The organism is Natrialba taiwanensis DSM 12281, from assembly GCF_000337595.1.
GTDB lineage: Archaea > Halobacteriota > Halobacteria > Halobacteriales > Natrialbaceae > Natrialba > Natrialba taiwanensis.
The window spans coordinates 153296-172248 of sequence record NZ_AOIL01000042.1; the positions used below are offsets into that span (position 1 = coordinate 153296).

Annotated in this window: 18 protein-coding genes and 1 pseudogene; 13 read left to right on the forward strand and 6 right to left on the reverse strand. The window is 60.4% G+C overall.

Annotated elements, in window-relative coordinates:
- Positions 1-25: 25 nt before the first annotated feature.
- Positions 26-280 carry a winged helix-turn-helix transcriptional regulator gene (locus C484_RS11340; protein ID WP_006826079.1) on the reverse strand — a complete coding sequence of 85 codons (255 nt, stop codon included), beginning with the start codon at positions 278-280 and terminating at the stop codon, positions 26-28.
- 640 nt (positions 281-920) lie between these two features.
- Between C484_RS11340 and C484_RS11345 the strand changes: the two genes are divergently transcribed.
- The 5 genes and pseudogenes from C484_RS11345 (at position 921) to C484_RS11360 (ending at position 4757) form a co-directional block, all read left to right on the forward strand.
- Positions 921-2006, forward strand: a complete 1086-nt coding sequence (locus tag C484_RS11345) for a tyrosine-type recombinase/integrase (protein ID WP_049915350.1) — start codon at positions 921-923, stop codon at positions 2004-2006.
- Between the two features lie 508 nt (positions 2007-2514).
- A pseudogene (locus C484_RS24630) lies at positions 2515-2592 on the forward strand (AsnC family transcriptional regulator); the annotation flags it as partial.
- Between the two features lie 27 nt (positions 2593-2619).
- Complete coding sequence (locus C484_RS24635; RefSeq protein WP_338041835.1) at positions 2620-2856, forward strand: HalOD1 output domain-containing protein; 237 nt, start codon at positions 2620-2622, stop codon at positions 2854-2856.
- Positions 2857-3160: 304 nt separating this feature from the next.
- Positions 3161-3994 carry an Nmad3 family putative nucleotide modification protein gene (locus C484_RS11355; protein ID WP_006826082.1) on the forward strand — a complete coding sequence of 278 codons (834 nt, stop codon included), beginning with the start codon at positions 3161-3163 and terminating at the stop codon, positions 3992-3994.
- A 73-nt stretch (positions 3995-4067) separates the two neighbouring features.
- Positions 4068-4757, forward strand: a complete 690-nt coding sequence (locus C484_RS11360; protein WP_394295309.1) for an acyltransferase — start codon at positions 4068-4070, stop codon at positions 4755-4757.
- Between the two features lie 73 nt (positions 4758-4830).
- On the opposite strand, the gene C484_RS11365 is transcribed toward C484_RS11360, so the two are convergent.
- Positions 4831-6000, reverse strand: a complete 1170-nt coding sequence (locus tag C484_RS11365) for an NAD(P)/FAD-dependent oxidoreductase (protein ID WP_006826084.1) — start codon at positions 5998-6000, stop codon at positions 4831-4833.
- Between the two features lie 170 nt (positions 6001-6170).
- Between C484_RS11365 and C484_RS11370 the strand changes: the two genes are divergently transcribed.
- Together C484_RS11370 and C484_RS11375 are read left to right on the forward strand one after the other, a co-directional pair.
- Positions 6171-6851: a metal-dependent transcriptional regulator gene (locus C484_RS11370; protein ID WP_006826085.1), complete on the forward strand. Its 681-nt coding sequence runs from the start codon at positions 6171-6173 to the stop codon at positions 6849-6851.
- Between the two features lie 153 nt (positions 6852-7004).
- Positions 7005-7538 (forward strand): Rrf2 family transcriptional regulator, encoded by a 534-nt coding sequence (locus C484_RS11375; protein WP_006108918.1) that lies wholly within the window; start codon positions 7005-7007, stop codon positions 7536-7538.
- Positions 7539-7916: 378 nt separating this feature from the next.
- Here C484_RS11375 and gyrA read toward each other — a convergent pair whose 3' ends face one another.
- Both gyrA and gyrB read right to left on the reverse strand, forming a co-directional pair.
- Entirely contained in the window at positions 7917-10418 is a 2502-nt protein-coding gene (gyrA, locus tag C484_RS11380) for a DNA gyrase subunit A (protein ID WP_006826086.1), read from the reverse strand.
- Positions 10419-10431: 13 nt separating this feature from the next.
- Positions 10432-12366 carry a DNA topoisomerase (ATP-hydrolyzing) subunit B gene (gyrB, locus tag C484_RS11385; RefSeq protein WP_006826087.1) on the reverse strand — a complete coding sequence of 645 codons (1935 nt, stop codon included), beginning with the start codon at positions 12364-12366 and terminating at the stop codon, positions 10432-10434.
- Positions 12367-12656: 290 nt separating this feature from the next.
- On the opposite strand from gyrB, the gene C484_RS11390 reads away from it, so the two are divergent.
- Positions 12657-13184 carry a DMT family transporter gene (locus C484_RS11390; RefSeq protein WP_006826088.1) on the forward strand — a complete coding sequence of 176 codons (528 nt, stop codon included), beginning with the start codon at positions 12657-12659 and terminating at the stop codon, positions 13182-13184.
- Positions 13185-13344: 160 nt separating this feature from the next.
- Here C484_RS11390 and C484_RS11395 read toward each other — a convergent pair whose 3' ends face one another.
- Positions 13345-14307 carry a transcription initiation factor IIB gene (locus C484_RS11395; protein WP_006108914.1) on the reverse strand — a complete coding sequence of 321 codons (963 nt, stop codon included), beginning with the start codon at positions 14305-14307 and terminating at the stop codon, positions 13345-13347.
- Positions 14308-14469: 162 nt separating this feature from the next.
- On the opposite strand from C484_RS11395, the gene rnhA reads away from it, so the two are divergent.
- Both rnhA and C484_RS11405 read left to right on the forward strand, forming a co-directional pair.
- Positions 14470-15063 (forward strand): ribonuclease HI, encoded by a 594-nt coding sequence (rnhA, locus tag C484_RS11400; protein ID WP_006826089.1) that lies wholly within the window; start codon positions 14470-14472, stop codon positions 15061-15063.
- Positions 15064-15161: 98 nt separating this feature from the next.
- Positions 15162-15887: a DUF7108 family protein gene (locus C484_RS11405; RefSeq protein ID WP_006826090.1), complete on the forward strand. Its 726-nt coding sequence runs from the start codon at positions 15162-15164 to the stop codon at positions 15885-15887.
- Positions 15888-16000: 113 nt separating this feature from the next.
- On the opposite strand, the gene C484_RS11410 is transcribed toward C484_RS11405, so the two are convergent.
- Entirely contained in the window at positions 16001-16360 is a 360-nt protein-coding gene (locus C484_RS11410) for a PadR family transcriptional regulator (RefSeq protein WP_006666616.1), read from the reverse strand.
- Positions 16361-16561: 201 nt separating this feature from the next.
- On the opposite strand from C484_RS11410, the gene C484_RS11415 reads away from it, so the two are divergent.
- The 3 genes from C484_RS11415 to C484_RS11425 all read left to right on the forward strand — a co-directional run bounded on the left by C484_RS11415 (position 16562) and on the right by C484_RS11425 (position 18920).
- Positions 16562-17095 carry an inorganic diphosphatase gene (locus C484_RS11415; RefSeq protein ID WP_006666615.1) on the forward strand — a complete coding sequence of 178 codons (534 nt, stop codon included), beginning with the start codon at positions 16562-16564 and terminating at the stop codon, positions 17093-17095.
- A gap of 140 nt (positions 17096-17235) precedes the next feature.
- Entirely contained in the window at positions 17236-17373 is a 138-nt protein-coding gene (locus C484_RS23670) for a hypothetical protein (protein WP_006826091.1), read from the forward strand.
- A gap of 203 nt (positions 17374-17576) precedes the next feature.
- Complete coding sequence (locus C484_RS11425; RefSeq protein WP_006826092.1) at positions 17577-18920, forward strand: alkaline phosphatase family protein; 1344 nt, start codon at positions 17577-17579, stop codon at positions 18918-18920.
- The last annotated feature ends 33 nt before the right edge of the window (positions 18921-18953 follow it).

Consider the following 18953-nt stretch of genomic DNA (forward strand, 5'->3'; position numbering starts at 1 on the left):
GCGTAGCTACACCAAGTGCCCGGATCTATTCTTCTAGGTCCTCGGCGTCGAGTTCTCCCGTGAGATACGCCCGGCCACGGTCAGTAATTCGATAGTAGCTTCCGTTGACCTTCTCGATGAGGCCAGCCTTCTGGAGCTTGCTCATTCGTCGCGAAACCCAGTTTCGCGAATAATCTAAATTGATCGCTGTCACCGCGGGAGAGAGAATGAGATCGGACTCATCGAGTATTTCGAGAATCCGATTATCGGTCTGGTTCATCCACTCGACCCGCGGACGCATACCCGCTCATCGTAGTCTCGCATTTAACAGATAGCGAAACCTGTTTCACCAAATTACGTTCGGTGTTCGATAGAACACGGATTGTTGGGTTAGAGTTAAGTTCCCCCCGTGTCTGGATCGGAGCAACGGAAGTCAGACGGACCCGCCGGTACCCGGTCGGGTTCTCGTCAGAAACGCGGACCCGATGCTTGGGACATCGGCCCGCCTGGCCTCCGTAGATCAGGTACGGAAGCATGCAATCGCTCGACGTAACGGGGGATAAAGCCCCCGATCGGCAGTATCGATTAGGCTACGGCCCACAGCCCACGGCCGAGTCAAACGAGTTCAGAAACACTTCTGGAAACGGAATCGGAAAGAATCGGAAATTATCGGAAACGCGCGAGAGCGTTCAGAACGGACGAAATTCAGGAATACTGATTTATCGGAAAGAATCGGAAACGACCCTGCAACGATTAAGAAGTACCCGTCCCTTCGCTCTAATCTACCGACGGACAGCGACCGCGCGCGCCCCCAAGTACCAATCAACGGCGCGCACGGTGAGTCCGCGGTCCCACAAGTGTGAGACCATGACGAACCAGACACGCGACCACAGTAAGCGTATCGCATTTTGTAACCAGAGCTGCGCGTCCGGGGTGAATCGATGAGCACTGACCTCGAGCCGATGGCGCCGCGCGAAGCGGTCAACATGTGGATCGATCGGTTACAGTCCACGCGGGCCGACGAGACGCTAAAGAGCTACCGTTACCGGTTGAAGCCGTTCCTCGAGTGGTGCGAAAAAGAGGGAATCGATAATTTGAATGACCTCACTAGTCGCGACGTTTTCCAGTTCGATTCGCACCGTCGCGCTGATGGGCTACAAGTATCGACACTAAACAACCAGATCGGTACTCTCAAGCAGTTCATCCAGTTCTGTGAACGGATCGATGCAGTCCCGGCTGGGCTTCCGACGAAGGTCGAAGTCCCATCCGTTGACCTAGCCGAACGGGTCAACGACGAACTGCTATCTGCCGATCGCGCCGCAACGATCCGTGAGAACCTCCACCGATACGAGCGCGCATCTCGCCGACAGGCGATGTTCGAACTGCTGTGGCACACCGGGTGCCGACTCGGTGGGCTTCGCGCGCTCGATCTCGGCGATTGCTTCTTCGATGAGTCGGACCTCGAGCGGCTTCAGCATCAGGACGACATCGAGGGTGCCGCCCTCGATGCGGTTGAGGTTCCGTTTGTCTACTTCCGGAATCGACCGGAAACGCCGCTGAAGAACAAACGAGAAGGAGAGCGCCCGGTTGCAATCGATCGGGACGTAGCGGACAGAGTACAGGAGTATATCGGCGTGAACCGGGTTCATCGACCCGGTTCGAACGACCGCCAGCCGCTGTTCACGACGGAAAAGGGAGACAACGCCAGGGTATCGAAGTCGAGTATCCGGCGTGAGATCTACATTCTGACGCAGCCGTGCCGGTGGGGTCGCTGTCCGCACGATCGTGACACGACGAACTGCGAAGCCCTGGAACACGGGAAAGAAGCGCGGTGTCCCTCGAGCCGGTCCCCGCACCCGTTGCGTACCGGTTCAATCACACACATGCGCGACCAGGGTTGGCCGCCCGAAGTTGTTGCCGAGAGAGTGAACGCTACCCCTGAAGTGATCAGGGAGCACTACGACCACCCCGACCCGATTCGGCGGATGCAATCCCGCCGCGAGTTCCTTACGGAGGATTCAGAATGAGTACAACCATCGATCAGAGTAGCGTGCGCAAAAGGCGAATTGTTGACCTCGGCGGTCCCACTCGAAATTNCGCCGCGAGTTCCTTACGGAGGATTCAGAATGAGTACAACCATCGATCAGAGTAGCGTGCGCAAAAGGCGAATTGTTGACCTCGGCGGTCCCACTCGAAATTTTGTAACTCGCCAACTCCTGGGGCCTCAACCCCCTGAGACGTCCGAAAATCCAATTCTCGCTTTCGAGATATTTCTACATAGCAGACAATACAAGAGGGGTGACCGGCGTGACGATCGCGCCGTAACTAATCGACTGCTGCTCCCCTGTGACTTGATTAGAAACCCATTCCGCCGCTCTATCACTCCTGCAAACGCAACTGGTGAACGGTTCGTCTAGTCGCTGTTATCATAAGTTCCTTCGACGCTCCATCCGTAGACGCTCCATGGCACAGGACGTATTAGATGAGACTGACCGCGGCATTCTATATCTGCTCCAGTAGAACGCACGGGAGACGACGGCAGCTGAAATCGCTGAAGCAGTCGGGGTGTCTGCGGGAACCGTTCGAAATCGAATCGATCGACTCGAAGAACAGGGGGTTCTCGAGGGGTATATTCCGGATATCGATTACGAAACGGCAGGCTTCGGGCTCCATATTTTGTTCACGTGCACGTCCGAAACCCAGCCGACGACCGAGTTGCCGCCGCTGTACGAGACCATTGATCCCGCTGCGATCACTGGTCTCTTCGGATCGACACCGACACACTCACGCCCCACCGGACGGCTCACGTTCGACTACTGCGGGTACCGTATCGCGGTCGAGGCGAGAGGGTCGATTTCGATTACACCGTGTGGGTGACCCGCCTGTCAGTGTCGGGGCCGTGGCTGTTTCCTCGCTTCCGCGTAGTCGTTCACTCGGAAATATCCCCCTCGTCCATCGCTCGCGTTTCCGAGGCGACGAATTTTGCGAGTTTGCGTTTCGTATGGGCTGAGACGAGATGCTCCTCGAGTTCTTGCTCTTGCACCGGAGATTCACGGCACAGTGGACATTCGATGGGTGTTCTGGACGCCATAGCAGAGACACGGTCGTCTACAGGAAAAGCGTTCGCCGGTCGTCTGGATCGAGTGGTTTAATCTGTTACTGCTCGTACTGAGAGGAACTGATGACAGTCGTCCTCGCTGGGGTCGGTGCCGACAGTACGAACCTCGGTGCACTCGGGCCGCTGTACGACGATGGCCGCTTTGAATACGTTCCCATTCCGGAGAAGACTCGGAACACGAGCGAGACAGCGACACTCGGATCGTGGACCCTCCGCTATGATGATCGGGTCGCCGCAGACCTGACGACTCGGATCGAGCCACAACCGATCCGAAACGGTGTTGACACGGTCTCCGGCGCTGCACTCGCGGAGTGGCCGCTGCACCGTGATCCGAACTTCGAGGCGCTAACCTACGGTGAACATCGATCCAACGGCTACGTCTCCCGTCTTCGCTCGCTCGAACCGGGCGATATCGTTGGCTTCTACGCCGGCCTCCGCCGCCCGGAGGGAGATCGCGCACACCGGTACTTAATCGGCTACTTCACCGTCGATAACGTCGCCGTTGTCACTCCCGAAATGTGCGAGACGGACCGCGAGTCGATTCTCGCGGCCAACCCGGAGAACGCACACGTAAAACGCGCACGGGAACGAGACGGTGAACTCTATCGGCAGGACAAACCGGTTGTGATCGTCGCCGGCCGCGAACCAGGCGGCCTTTTCGACCGCTATCCCATCCGTCTCAGCGAGTACTACGTCAAACCGGGCAACGTACAAGCACAGTATTATCTTCGTGAGGAAATCGAAACGGACTGGAACGTCCGCGCGGGTGGGCAGAACATGCTCTTCAAGCCGGCCTACCGATGTGAACTCTCGAGCGAGGCGTTCCGGAAACTGGTCGGCCCCCGTACTGATCGAACGCCAGCCGACACGGTGGATGACAGTTCGGCCAGCACGTAACCCGACAGCGGCCGGTGAGTGACCCGTGTTAGAATCGGTCAGTTTCTTGTAGTACTTGACCGACAACCCAGACGTGACAGCCGATAACTCCCGTTCCCGCCACGACCGCATTCGACGCCACCCCACGCCCGGCGTTCGGAACTCGCTTGCTCACTGGACGAGCGCAAAGCACCCGCTTCGGGTTGCGCTCAACTACCTCTTCGTCTGGTTCGCTCGCATTTCTCCAAGCCTCCGCCTGCGGCGGTGGTGCTTGCGTCGACTCGGTGTCACCGTTGAGCCTGGTGTTTCCTGGGGACTCGAGGCGACGCCTGATGTCTTCTGGCCGGAACTGATCACGATGGAGAAACACGCAATCGTCGGCTACGACGCAACGCTGCTCTGTCACGAGTTCTTGCAGGACGAGTATCGGACGGGTGAGATCGTCGTCGGCGAGCGAGCGATGATCGGTGCTGGGGCGATCGTGTTGCCGGGCGTCGAGATCGGTGCGGATGCAAGCGTCGCGGCGAACTCGCTGGTGACGAGGGATGTCGAACCGGGGACCACCGTCGCGGGTGTACCGGCACGGAAGATGGGGGGTGGGAGTGAGAGTCAGAGTGAGAGTCAGAGTGAGAGTCAGAGTCGGATCCGGGACCGGAATCAGACAGAGTGCACGGCAGATCAAAAGCGAACGGAGTGGGGGGAAGCGGGTGTTGCAGGCGGAGATAACGGAAACGGCAACGGATCCGGAGACGCCGAAGAAAACGAGGAGTCCAGCAACGCGTAATCGGCCGTGTCGAGTTCAGTGCGGGCGTCGATATGTGCTGGGTGCTGGGTGGCAGGTGGCGAGTGGTCGTCGACTACAGTGCCGACCAGGATTTGCGGGCTTCGTTCCAGGAGGTGATGTCGGCGATCCAGCGGGCAGCGATCATTTTCTTCAGGTTCTTTGCGGGGACGCCACCAAAGGTGTCGACGGGCAGTGAGATGCCAAAGGCCGGTTTGACTTCGTGCGCGACTGCCTTCTCGCCGACGGAGATAACGGTCCCCTTGTCGTCGTATTCCCAGGTTTTGAGCGGGCGGTTTTCGATCGCACGGGAGATGTTTTCGCCGACGATCTCGGCGGCCTGCCAGGCGGCCTGTGCGGTCGGCGGCGCGGGCTGGTCGCCTTGATCGATGAGCGCCGAGTCGCCGATCGCGAAGACGTTGTCGACGGAGGTCTGGAAGTTCGCCGCGACGGTGACGCGGTTGTGTTCCTTTTCGAGTGCGGCGTCGTCGAGTGCGTCGCGGCCGGTGATGCCGCCGGTCCAGATGAGCACGTCGTGATCGAGTGGCTCGCCTTCGTCGAACTCGATGACCTCGTCGGTCGCTTCGGTAATCGGGTCGTCCGTGTGGATGCGAACGCCGGCATCTTCGAGAAGGTCCCGGAGGGCCTGCTGGATTTCCGGGTCGTTGCCGGGGAAGATTTCGTCGAGCGCTTCGACGAGGTGGATTTCGATCGGCGCGCGGTGGGCATCGCGGAACTCGGCGATTTCACCGGCGGTCTGGATGCCGGAGAGTCCGGCACCGCCGACGACGATCTGTGCGGGTTCACCGCGGGTGGCGTCCTGGCTTGCTTCTTTGACGGCGTCGTGGATTTCCAGGGCGTCGTCGAGACTTTTCAGCGTAAGCGAGTGCTCCTCAAGCCCAGGGATGCCGTAGTAGGCGGTCTGGCTGCCCATCGCGACGAGGACGTAGTCGTATTCGACGGGATCGCTATCCGCGAGTTCGACGAGTTGGTCGTCGACATCGAGTCCGACGACTTCGTCCTGAATGAATCGGGTCGACGGATCGGCAACCTGGGTAACGGGGAACGTGATGTCGGATTGCACGTCCGGGTCACGGATCACGCGGTGGGACTCGTGTAAGACGAGGTGGTAGTCGACATCAGCGATCCAGGTCAATCGTGCGTTGCCGCCGAGTTCCGACTGGAGCTTGCTGATCGCGCCGGTACCAGCGTACCCGGCACCGAGCACGACGACGTTTTCAGTCATACCTCACAGTCTGAAACACTACGATACAAAGGTGTTGGAACTCGTATCAGTGTGTTTCACGTTGTCACGGGAGGTGATAGAGCGCAGTAGCTGTGATCGTCGGTCGTCTCGGACTCGGCGGGGACCGTCGTCGACAGGTTTAGGGTTAGATGGGTCTAAATCGGTGTACGATGATGCTGAGCGACGTGATGGAGGATTACCTCAAGGCGATCTATCAGCTCCAGGGTGAGCACGAGGAACGGATCAAGACCTCCGCGATCGCCGATGCGCTCGAGGTCACGTCGCCGACCGTTACCAGCATGCTCGAGAAATTAGAAGACCGCGGGCTGGTCGACCGCGAGAAGTACCGCGGCGTCACGCTCACGGACGAAGGTGAAACCGTCGCTCTCGAAGTCGTCCGTCACCACCGCTTGCTCGAGGCCTACCTCACCGAACATCTCGACTATGATTGGTCCGAAGTCCACGCCGAGGCGGATCGTCTCGAACACCATATCAGCGAGGACTTCGAGGCCCGCGTCGCAGATGCCCTCGACGAACCGGAGGTCGATCCGCACGGCTCGCCGATTCCGAGTGCCGATCTCGAACCACCTGACCGCTCGGCGGGCAAGTCAGTTACCGAGTTCGCCGAGGGCGATGTCGTCGTCGTCGAAGAGGTCGCCGACCACGACCCGGAAGTCCTGTCGTATCTCGCCACTCACGGTGTCGAACCCGGCGTCGAACTCGAAATTCTCGAAGTCGCTCCCTTCGGAATGGTTACTGCACGGTCGAGCGAGACTGTCGACGACGTTTCGTTACCGGAGGGTGTCGCCCATCACGTCCGCGTTACACCCCTTCCGCAAGCGGAGTCGTAACGACTCTTGCAGTCGAGTCGGTTCTCGATAGCCTCTCGAATCACCAGTGTACGTTCGTTCGGGGCTATACTGGTATGCTTTTGCACGTCAAAACCGACTCAACGGCCGACCGTACCCGCCGGGTTTAAGGAATTCAACTACGAATAATCCGCTATGTCATCAATCGAGCTGACCCCCAGTCAGAAGAAAATCCTGCGCGCACTGACGAATCTCCACAAAGAATCCGAAGACGCCATCAAAGGCGAGGACATCGCCGAACAGGTAGACCGAAACCCGGGGACCATCCGCAACCAGATGCAGAGTCTCAAGGCGCTCCAGCTCGTCGAAGGTGTCCCCGGTCCCAAGGGTGGATACAAGCCGACCGCTGCCGCCTTCGAAGCGCTTGAAATCCAGCAGATGGACGATCCGGCCTCGGTGCCGATCAAACACGAGGGCGAACCGATCACCGATGTCATCGTCGAAGAAATCGACCTCTCGAGTGTTCACCATCCTGAACTCTGTCGCGCGGAGATCCACCTGCAGGGCGCTATCAGCGGTATTCACGAGGACGACGCCGTCACCGTCGGCCCGACACCGCTCTCGAAGCTCCTCATCGACGGCCGTGTCGACGGTAAGGACGACACGAACAACATCCTCATTCTGCGCATCGAGGATATGGTCGCTCCTGCCGAAGAAGCCGCACACTGAGGGGTCACGGAGCGAATTCGTTCTCTCATCTGCCGTTTTCTCGTTCCGCACAGCGACGCGACCGTTACTGTTGCTCGGGTACATCGAAGAGCCGACCGCATTGGCTCCGGTGAACGCGTCCTCCGGGCGTACTCTCAGTGAGCTTTCCATCCGCTGATTTCGTGATGACACGTGCGCGAACGTATACCCGAGTAAAGCTAGCCTGAAACCACCGACGGCGCTGGTTACGTGTTCGCTTGGAACGTCAACCCGCTATCCGATGACCAGCACCGCGACGGCGAAGAGACCGATCGCAATCGCTCGTCCAATACGGATGCGTAGAACAATACACGGCCTCCCCGATTCAACCGTTGAATCGAACGAGTCGTCGGGGACGGCTCAGTTCGGCGCGTCTGCTTCAGCCGTCTCGGTTGCGTCGTCCGTTTCTCCCACCGATGCCGGAATCACGTCGACGCTTGCGACCGCATCGTCGGCCTCGACGTCCATCACGATCACGCCCATCGTGTTGCGGCCGACCTCCGAAATTTCGTCGACGCGCGTGCGGACGATCTGCCCGCGCTCGCTCATGAGCACGGCTTGGTCATCTTCCGACACCGCCTTCGCGGCCGTCACGGGACCGTTTCGATCGCCGGTCTTGATGTCGATCAGCCCCTTGCCGTACCGCGACTGGGTGCGATACTCCGACAGCGGCGTCCGCTTCCCGTAGCCGTTGCGCGTGACGGTCAGCAGATCCTGCTCGTCGCCCTCATCGGTCGCGACCAAGCCGGCAACGGCATCGTCGCCCTCGAGTTCAATGCCGTTGACGCCGCGGGCGTTGCGACCCATCGACCGGACTTCGTCCTCGTCGAACCGGATCGTCATGCCGCCTTCGGTAGCGATGACGAGGTCCTGGCTGCCGTCGGTAACCTCGACATCGACGAGTTCGTCGTCCTCCTGCAGGTCGGCTGCGATGATCCCGGTCGAGCGGATGTTGTCGAACTCGGAGCCGGCGGTCCGCTTGACGTAGCCGTGCCGGGTCGCCATCGTGACGAACTCGTCGTCGCCGAAGGCGTCGGTATCGACGATCGCCGTGATGTCCTCGCCTTGGTCGAGATCGAGAATGTTGACCGCCGATTTTCCGCGTGCGGTGCGGCCCATCTCGGGGATTTCGTAGGTTTTGAGCTGGTAGACTTTGCCCTGATTCGTAAAGCAGAGCAGGTAGTCGTGGGTATTCGCGCGGAAGACGGTCGACACGCGGTCGTCCTCTTTGACATCCGCGCCGATGATCCCTTTGCCGCCTCGACCCTGGGGGTCGAAGGCCTCGATCGGCATCCGCTTGACGTAGTCGTCTTCGGTCATGACGACGACGACCTCTTCTTCGGGGATGAGGTCCTCGTGGGTAACTGTGCCCTGATCCTCGATGATCGATGTGCGCCGATCGTCGCCGTACTCGGCTTTGATCTCGCGGAGTTCGTCTTTGATGACGCCCAGCAATTCGGACTCGCTCTCGAGGATCGTCGTCAGGCGTTCGATCTCAGCCTGCACGTCTTCGTACTCGTCCTCGATCTCGGCGGCTTCCATCGAGGTGAGACTGCCGAGTTGCATCCGAACGATGTGGGTCGCCTGCTCTTCGGAGAACTCGTAGGTCTCCCGCAGCGCCGCCTTCGCGTCGTCGCGCGTCTCGCTGTTTCTGATTAGGTCGACGACATCCTCGGCGTTCTCGACTGCCGTCAGCCGTCCTTCGAGGATGTGGACGCGATCCTCGGCTTCGGCGAGGTCGTACTCGCTGCGTCGGCGCACGACTTCGCGGCGGTGGGCGATGTACTCCTCTAAGGTTTCCTTGAGCGAGAGCACTTGTGGCTGGCCGTCGACCAGCGCGAGATTGATAACGCCGAAGGTCTTCTCCAAGTGGTTCTCGAGGAGTTTGTTCTTGACGACCTCGACGTTCGCGCCGCGATTGCACTCGACGACGATACGGACGCCGTCGCGGTCGGACTCGTCGCGCAGGTCCGAAATCCCCTCGATATCGCCCTCGGTTACGTCCTCGGCGATGCGCTCGACGAGGCGAGCCTTGTTGGTCTGGTAGGGCAGTTCGGTGATGACGATTCGCTCGCGGCCCGACTGCCACTCCTCGACGTCGAACTCGGCCCGGACGCGGATGCGCCCGCGGCCGGTCTTGTAGGCGGAGTAGATGGCGTCGCGGCCGACGATATTCGCCCCGGTCGGGAAGTCCGGTCCCTTCACGTGGTCCATCAGGTCCTCGACCGTCGCCCCGGGGTCGTCGATCAACTCGATCGTCGCGTCGATGACCTCTCCGAGGTTGTGCGGCGGGATATTCGTCGACATCCCGACGGCGATCCCCGAGGAACCGTTGACCAGGAGGTTCGGAAACGCCGAGGGCAACACCTCGGGCTCTTGCAGGCGATCGTCGTAGTTCGCGGAGAAGTCGACCGTGTCCTTATCGATATCGGAGAGTAGCTCCTCGGAAATCGGAGACATCCGCGCCTCAGTGTATCGCTGAGCGGCCGGCGGATCGCCGTCCATCGAGCCGAAGTTGCCCTGGCCGTCAACCAGCGGGTAGCGCATCGAGAAGTCCTGGGACATCCGGACCATCGCGTCGTAGATCGGGCTGTCGCCGTGTGGGTGGTAGTCACCCATCGTCTCCCCGACGATCGAGGAAGACTTGCGGTGGGAAGAGCCCGAGGTGACGCCCATTTCGTGCATCGCGTACAAGATGCGCCGGTGGACGGGCTTGAGACCGTCCTCGACGCGCGGGAGCGCACGACCTGCGATGACGGACATCGCATAGTCGATGTAGCTCTGCTCCATCTCGTCTTCGATACGGATGTTTTCGACCGAACGAGCCTCTACGTCTGTCGGATCGGGTACGTCTGAACTCATATCTCTCTCACCACTAGATGTCGATCCACTCTGCCTCCGGCGCGTTCTCCTTGATGAACTGCTTTCGCGGTTCGACCGCGTCACCCATCAGCACCGAGAACATCTTGTCCGCTGCCGCGGCATCCTCGATCGTGATCTGCTTTAAGATGCGGTTGTCCGGGTTCATCGTCGTCTCCCAGAGCTGTTCGGGATTCATCTCCCCCAGTCCCTTGAACCGCTGGACCTGCGAGGGATTGCCGTTGCACTTCTCCTCGACGATTTCGTCGCGTTCCGCGTCCGTCATCGCATCGTATGTCTCGCCGCGATAGCGGATGCGATAGAGCGGCGGCTGGGTCGCGTAGACGTATCCGCCCTCGAGCAGCGGTCGCATATGCCGGTAGAAGAACGTCAACAGGAGCGTCCGGATGTGCGCGCCGTCAACGTCGGCGTCCGTCGCCATGATGATCTTCTTGTAGCGGACGTCTTCGACGTTGAACTCGTCGCCGATCCCCGCGCCGATCCCGGTGATCATGTTCCGGATTTCGTCGTTCTCCAGTATCCGATCCAGGCGGTGTTTTTCCACGTTCAGGATCTTCCCTTTGATCGGGAGGACAGCCTGGAACTCCGGATTCCGCGCCTGCTTTGCACTGCCACCGGCGGAATCACCCTCCGCAATAAACAACTCCGCCTTTTCCGGGTCTTTCGTCTGACAGTCCGCGAGTTTCCCCGGCAAGGACGTGGAATCGAGGGCGGATTTCCGACGTGTCAACTCCTCGGCTTTCTGAGCCGCCTTCCGTGCCTTTGCGGCCTCGACGGCCTTCATCACGATAGCCTGGGCTGTATCGGGATGTTCCTCGAAGTACGTGCCGAGACCGTCGTGCATCGCGCCCTCGACGACGCCGCGAACCTCCGAGTTCCCCAGTTTCGTCTTCGTTTGGCCTTCGAACTGCGGATCGGGGTGTTTGACCGAAATAACGGCCGTCAGCCCCTCGCGGATGTCCTCGCCCTTGAGGTTCTCCTCTATGTCCGAGAGCAGATCGTTCTCGTTCGCGTAGTCGTTCACGACGCGCGTGAGCGCCGTCTTGAACCCGGTCAGGTGAGTGCCACCCTCACGCGTGTTGATGTTGTTCGCGAACGCGTGAATTGAGCCCTGCAGTTCCTGAGTTGCCTGCATCGCCACCTCGACGCGGACGTTCTGATCCTCGTCCTCGAAGTAGATCACGTCCTCGTGCATCGCCGACCGAGTCTCGTTCAGATACTCGACGAACTCGCGGATACCACCCTGGTACTCGTACGTTTCCGCGAGTTCATCGCCGTCTTCGGTCGCGGACTCGCGCTCGTCACGGAGCGTGATCCGGACGCCCGAGTTCAGGAAGGCGAGTTCGCGAAGCCGATTCGACAGTGTCGAGAAGGCCATGTCGGTCGTCTCGAAGATGTCGGTGTCCGGCCAGAACCGGATCGTCGTCCCGGTTGCCTCGCCGGGCTCCATGTCGCGGACGCGTTCCATATCGCCGGCGGGTTCGCCGGTCTCGAACGTGTGTTCGTAGACACCCCCGTCGCGTTTGACCTCGGTCTCGAGGCGAGCGGAGAGGGCGTTGACAACGCTCACGCCGACGCCGTGGAGGCCGCCGGAGACCTGGTAGGACTTGTTGTCGAACTTGCCGCCGGCGTGGAGGACGGTGAGAATCACCTCGAGTGCGGGGCGGTCGTACTCCTCGTGTGTGTCGACGGGAATTCCCCGGCCGTCGTCCGTGACGCTGACCGAGCCGTCTTCGTGGATCGTGACAGTAATCTCGTCGCAGTACCCGGCCAGTGCTTCGTCGATCGAGTTGTCCACCACTTCGTAGACGAGATGGTGGAGCCCTCGAGAGTCGGTAGAACCGATGTACATTGCCGGCCGTTTTCGTACGGCTTCCAGGCCTTCGAGGACCTGGATCTGTCCGGCACCGTACTCGCTTTCCTGGGACATATAACTCTAAAACCTGCTTTCGCATAGCGGCCGGTCACTAATAAAACTCACGTACGCGCGCGAGCGCGACCGCCACGTACGGTTCGTCTCCACCGTCGGAGCAGCCGTTTCCAGTCCCTCGTGTGGAGGCGTCTCACCGCTCCAGTAGCTCGATTCGAACGTAGTGAGTGGTGGTGTAGACGAATGTAGTGAATGGTGGTATGTATGACTGAACCCAGACTCGTTTTGCGCGGGCCTGCAGCCGTGGGCAGCAGACTCTTTTCGACCACGGAGTGAACCAGGTACGACCAATGACCAGACCAACCTGGGATGCCAGTGAGCACGAGCAGACCGCAAAACACGACGAGCGTGGCCGGGATGCTGACGCCGTCGCCGCTCGAGACGTGATCGAACACGAACCGAACTCGGAACGGCGGGGAACGTGGCTTTCGGCGAGTATCGTCCTCTTGGGAGCTATTGTGATCGGACAGGCAATCGCTGTCGACAGTGCGACGGGACAACGCTGGAACGCGTTTCTCACCGGAGCGGCGCTGATAGTCGCTGGAGGGTACAATTACGCTCGTCGGGCAGATAGAGACCTGGGAAGTACCGGTGTCGCCGCGCTGAGTACAATCGTCGGAGTCTGGCTCGTTGTATCGCCGCTCGTAATGGGTCCAAACAGTGGGCGCAGTGCAGCGACCGAGTTCAGTATGGCGGCTATGATTGGTAGTGGACTCTTGGTGGTCGTGATCGGGAGCTATAGCGCGGTTGTGATCCGCAAACGCCGCCGGAACGCCGGGATGCGCCGGACGGCAGTGTACGATCGTCGGGGGCAGTGAGGTTGTACGGTGGGAGCCATGCGGACCACTGGAGGCTGCGGTCGCCAACGTTCGAGACGGTAAAACTGTGCAGTATAGTGTGGTCGACGGTGGTCTCGTGTGGGTACTGGTCAGCGGGACGGTCCCGATAAAAGTGGTAGTGACTGGTGAGCGAACGGTGTTACCCGTGGATTCCCATCGCTTCGATCTGTTCTTGGTACCGGTTGCGGATGGTGACTTCGGTCACCTGGGCCACGTCTGCGACCTCGCGCTGGGTCTTCTTTTCGTTACAGAGCAGTGACGCAGCGTAGATCGCGGCAGCGGCGTAGCCAGTCGGTGATTTCCCGGAGAGGAGCCCTTCTTCGGCCGTCTTCTCGATGATTTCGTTGGCCTTGGTCTGGACTTCTTCGGAGAGTTCGAGTTCAGAACAGAAGCGGGGGACGTATTTTTTCGGGTCGACGGGTCGCATCTCGAGGCCGAGTTCCTGCGAGATATAGCGATACGTGCGACCGATTTCCTTTCGTTCGACGCGTGAGACTTCCGAGATTTCTTCGAGGCTGCGTGGGATTCCCTCCTTTCGACAGGCGGCATACAGCGCCGAGGTGGCGACGCCCTCGATCGATCGGCCGCGGATGAGATCTTCTTTGAGTGCGCGTCGGTAGATGACCGAAGCGACTTCGCGGACCGACCGCGGGACACCCAGTGCGGACGCCATTCGATCGATTTCGCTGAGTGCGAACTGCAGATTCCGTTCGCCAGCATCCTTGGTGCGGATCCGTTCTTGCCACTTGCGCAGCCGGTGCATCTGACTGCGCTTTTTGGACGAAATAGAGCGCCCGTAGGCGTCTTTGTCCTTCCAGTCGATCGTCGTCGTCAGTCCCTTGTCGTGCATCGTCTGGGTCGTCGGCGCACCGACGCGGGACTTCTCCTGTCGTTCCTGGTGGTTAAACGCCCGCCACTCAGGGCCAGGGTCGATTTTCTCCTCTTCCACGACGAGCCCACAGTCCTCACAGATGAGCTCACCCCGGTCGGAGTCCTTTACGAGATTGTCCGATTCACACTCGGGGCAGGCACGTACCCCCTCCTGATCCTCGGTCTCGTCCGTCTCACGCGTTCGCTCCCGCTGGCGGGTGGACCGTGTCATCGCACTTTTATAGTAGCATCACGATAGTATATAAACCTTTGGTAACCTGTTTCGACTATTGACGGAAAATGCGGAATATCGCCCGATATAGCGCGTCAGAACCGCAGTTTGTGATTTGAAACCGGAAAACCTTTATCCGGAACTGGCCGATCACAGGACCGAATGCCGGTTCTCGAGTGTGACGTCGACGCCGCGCGTGACCGCCTCACAGACGCCGGTGTCGCCGTCGAATCCGGAAATACGGATCACGAACGCTGGCGTGCGAGTCGCGGCGGCGCAACAGCCGTGGCCTACGACGACAAAATCGTCATCCAGGGCAGCGATCCGCGTGAACTCGAAGCCCTGCTCCGCGAGGGTGGCGGACGCGCCCACGTCTACTTCGACGGCGGCGCACGCGGTAACCCCGGTCCCGCTGGAATCGGCTGGGTGATCGTCACGGGCGATGGTATCGTCGCCGAGGGCAGTAAACGGATCGGTCGTGCGACGAACAACCAGGCCGAGTACGAGGCACTTATCGCCGCTCTCGAGGCCGCGCGCGACTACGGCTACGACGAACTCCACGTCCGCGGCGACTCCGAACTCATCGTCAAACAAGTCCGCGGTGAGTACAACACGAACGATCCAGACCTCCGCGAGAAACGCGTCACCGTCCACGAACTGCTGACCGAGTTCGACGAGTGGACCCTCGAACACGTCCCCCGCGAAGTCAACAGCCGCGCGGATGAACTCGCAAACAAAGCGCTCGATCAGGGATGATTCGGTTTCGGTTCTCGATGTCCGCGCGTCGTACCTGACGGCGAATCGACGACAGGGAGACCAGCAAGCGGAAAGCCTTCCACCGCGAACGACTCGATATGAGCGATTCGAACGGAACCGAACGCGATGGGGCGTCGTCCCGGAGTGACGACACCGCCGTAGCTGACGCTGCTTCCGCCGCAACCGACACCGATCCTGCCGCGGCAGAAACCGACGATGAACTCCCCGCCGATATCGTCGACGAGGCCGAACGTCTCACGCGACTCGCGCGCAAGACCCCCGACGAAAACGAGGCTACAGCCTACGAAAACCGACGCGCCGACCTTCTCGCTGACCACGACTTCAGCGCGCGCGTTCGCGAGGAGGCCGATGCAGTGCTCGTCTGCCACCCCGATGAGTGGCACGACGACGATGCCGGCGTTATCAGGACCGATCGGATCGACGACCTCTCGCGCGCGATCGAAATCCCGCTCGAGGGCACCGGCGATCCGGACGACTGGGACGCGGTCGACGCGCAGAATCGTGACCTCGTCGCACAGGTCCGAGCCGCCCACGGTGACACCCACGGCGAGAACGCACGCCTCCTCGCCGATTTCGCGGGCAACCACTACGCCAAGCCGATCCAGTCGCTGACGGCCGCTGAACTCGAGGAGTTCCTGACGGAGTACGTCGTCCGCAACGCCTGGCCCTCGGACGCACAGCAGGCCCTCCTCGGTGAGTCAGTCGAACTGGCTTTCGAGACCGCTGGCGAGTCCGTGACGATCGATGGAGCCGTCTCGGAAGACGCAAGCAGTGTACGAGTGACGCGCGAGGAGAACTCGTAGGATTTGTCCGCCGCTTTCGGCGCTTTCGCCGTTCCCCGGTTGTAGCTCGTCGCTGCTGACCGTCGCTTTCGTTCGTCGACGGCAAAAGAGTTCAGTATTGAACGCGGCGGCGTTCAGTAACTGCTCTCGATGATGTCCCGGATCTCGTCGGCGCGGTCGTCGCCCGTGACGACTTTCGAGAGCGTCCAGTTGATGCCGTCGAGGACGGCCTCGTAGCCGTCGTCGGTCAGCGAGTACTGGTTGGTTCGCTTGTCGAGTTCGCTCTTTTCGACCAGCCCGAGGTCGACGAGTTCGTCGAGGTTGGGGTAGAGACGGCCGTGGTTGACTTCGGTGCCGTAGTAGTCCTCGAGTTCGCGCTTGATCGCCAGGCCGTACATCGGTTCCTTGGCGAGGATGACAAGGATGTTGTTCTGGAACGCCGTAAGTTCTCGTGCGATACTCTGTTCGCCGGTGATTGATTGTGCCTCTGACATACCTGTGCAAATGTCACCAGACTATTTAAGGCTTGCCAACTATTCGGCGATCCCGCCGGTTTCGGCGTGATTTAGGGGTTGGCGACGAATGTGGGTGGGTCCACATCTGGTGCCCGTGTGTCGGCTGTCTGGCAACCGTCACGTAGAACGTGAAACGTGATTAGGAAAGTACTTTTTGATCCACCGTAGAGTGTGCGGTGCATGGTCAATCTCTGGGAAGATGTAGAGACCGGACCGAATCCGCCCGAAGAGATCTACGCCGTCGTCGAGTGTCTCAAGGGCGAGCGGAACAAGTACGAGTACGACAAGGATGTCCCGGGCGTCGTCCTGGACCGCGTGCTCCACAGCAACGTCCACTATCCCAGCGACTACGGTTTCATCCCACAGTCGTACTACGACGACGAAGATCCGTTCGACGTGCTCGTGCTCGTCGAGGATCAGACGTTCCCCGGCTGCGTCATTGAAGCGCGCCCCGTCGCGCTGATGAAGATGGACGACGACGGCGAGCAGGACGACAAGGTCATCGCCGTCCCCACCGAGGACCCGCGCTACGATCACATCGAGGATCTCGACGATATCCCACAGCAGCAACTCGACGAGATCGACGAGTTCTTCTCGACCTACAAGAACCTGGAGGCGGGCAAGGAAGTCGAGACGCAGGGCTGGGAGGACAAACAGGCCGCCTACGACGCGATCGAACACGCACAGGACCTCTACGAAGAGCACTTCGAGTAAGCGTTCTCGCAGCGGCGGCGTTCACACCTCACCCGCTCTTTGTTTGGGCGTCGATTCATCCGAGTTATGCGGCGCTATCCAACTCATGCATTATGAGCATGGGTAATTTTAACCGGGTATAGGTCGTAGACCGAATCGTCATGGCAGCAACGAACCCGTCCCCACGCGAGTCAGTGCCGGCCGACGATCAGTCCAGTGCCGGTGTCGGAATGCGCCACCTGACGGTGGTTCCGACGAACTTCGAACCCGAGACGGCCGACCGCGACGACGAGCACTGATCGTGGATCCGCCGTTACCTGGTCCCCGCTCGGCCCCGCTCGTTCTATCCGCTCCACTCGCCCCTATCAACCGGCATTTTTCTTCCAGTAGCGTCGGCTGCAGATGAGAGGAGGTGCGACGGAATCTGTGCAGGAGCTATCCCCCTTCTCAAAAGAGTGTCTCGAAACGAACCTTCTTGTATGCGGTCGAACTACGTCCGCCTATGGGTCTCTTCGATCGACTGCGGGGCGACGAATCCCCCCGTGTCGCCTTTATCGGAATCGACGGTGTGCCGTATAGTCTCCTCTCGGAGAACGAGGACCTGTTCCCCAATATGGCCGAACTCGCGGCCGACGGCACCGCAAGCGAGATCTCGAGCATCGTGCCGCCCGAATCGAGCGCCTGCTGGCCGTCGCTCACGACCGGCGTTAACCCCGGCGAAACGGGCGTCTACGGCTTCCAGGATCGTGAAGTCGGGACCTACGACACCTACGTTCCGATGGGCAGCGAAGTCCAGGCTACCCGCGTCTGGGACCGCGTTCAGGAGGACGGCCGCAAGGCGACCGTCATGAACGTCCCCGTCACGTTCCCGCCACAGCGCAACGTCCAGCGGATGGTCTCCGGATTCCTCTCGCCAGGCCTCGAAAAGGCCGCCTACCCCGACGACGTACGGGACTATCTCGACTCGCTCGACTACCGGATCGACGTCAACCCGAAACTGGGCCACGACGAGGACAAGGAAGCGTTCATCGAGGACGCCCACGAGACGATCGACGCCCGATTCGAGGCGTTCAAACACTACTTCGAGGAGGACGACTGGGACCTCTTCTTCGGCGTCTTCATGACGACCGACCGAGTCAACCACTTCCTCTTCAAAGACTACGAGCGCGACGGCCAGTACAAAGACGAGTTCATCGAGTTCTACCAGGCGGTCGACGACTACATCGGTCGCCTGCGCGAGACGCTGCCGGAGGACGTGACCCTCATCGTCGCCTCGGACCACGGCTTTACCAGCCTCGACTACGAGGTCCACTTCAACGAGTGGCTTCGGGAGAACGGCTGGCTCTCCTTCAACACCGACGAGCCGGAAGAACTGGGCGATATTGCCGACGAAACGAGAGCCTACTCGTTCATCCCCGGCCGGTTCTACATCAATCTCGAGGGCCGCGAGCCCCGCGGCTCGGTCCCCGAAGACGAGTACGATGCGGTCCGCGACGAGTTGAAAGCCGAACTCGAGGCGCTCGAGGGGCCGGAGGGACGCCCGGTCGTCGACCGCGTCGTCGAGAAGGAAGACGCCTTCCGCGGCGACCACGACGACATCGCGCCGGATCTGGTCGCGATCCCGAGCAACGGGTTCGACCTGAAGTCCGGGTTCAAAGCGGATTCGGAAGTGTTCACGACCGGGCCGCGAAACGGCATGCACAACTTCGACGATACTTCGCTGTACATCGACGATCCGGACGCCTCCATCGGCGACGCCGACCTCTTCGATATCGCGCCGACCATTCTCGATCTGATGGACATCGAGTTCAACCGGAGCGAGTTCGACGGCGCGAGTTTGCTGTAGTTTCGCGCGACGTCGATTGCTCGCAGGTCGCCG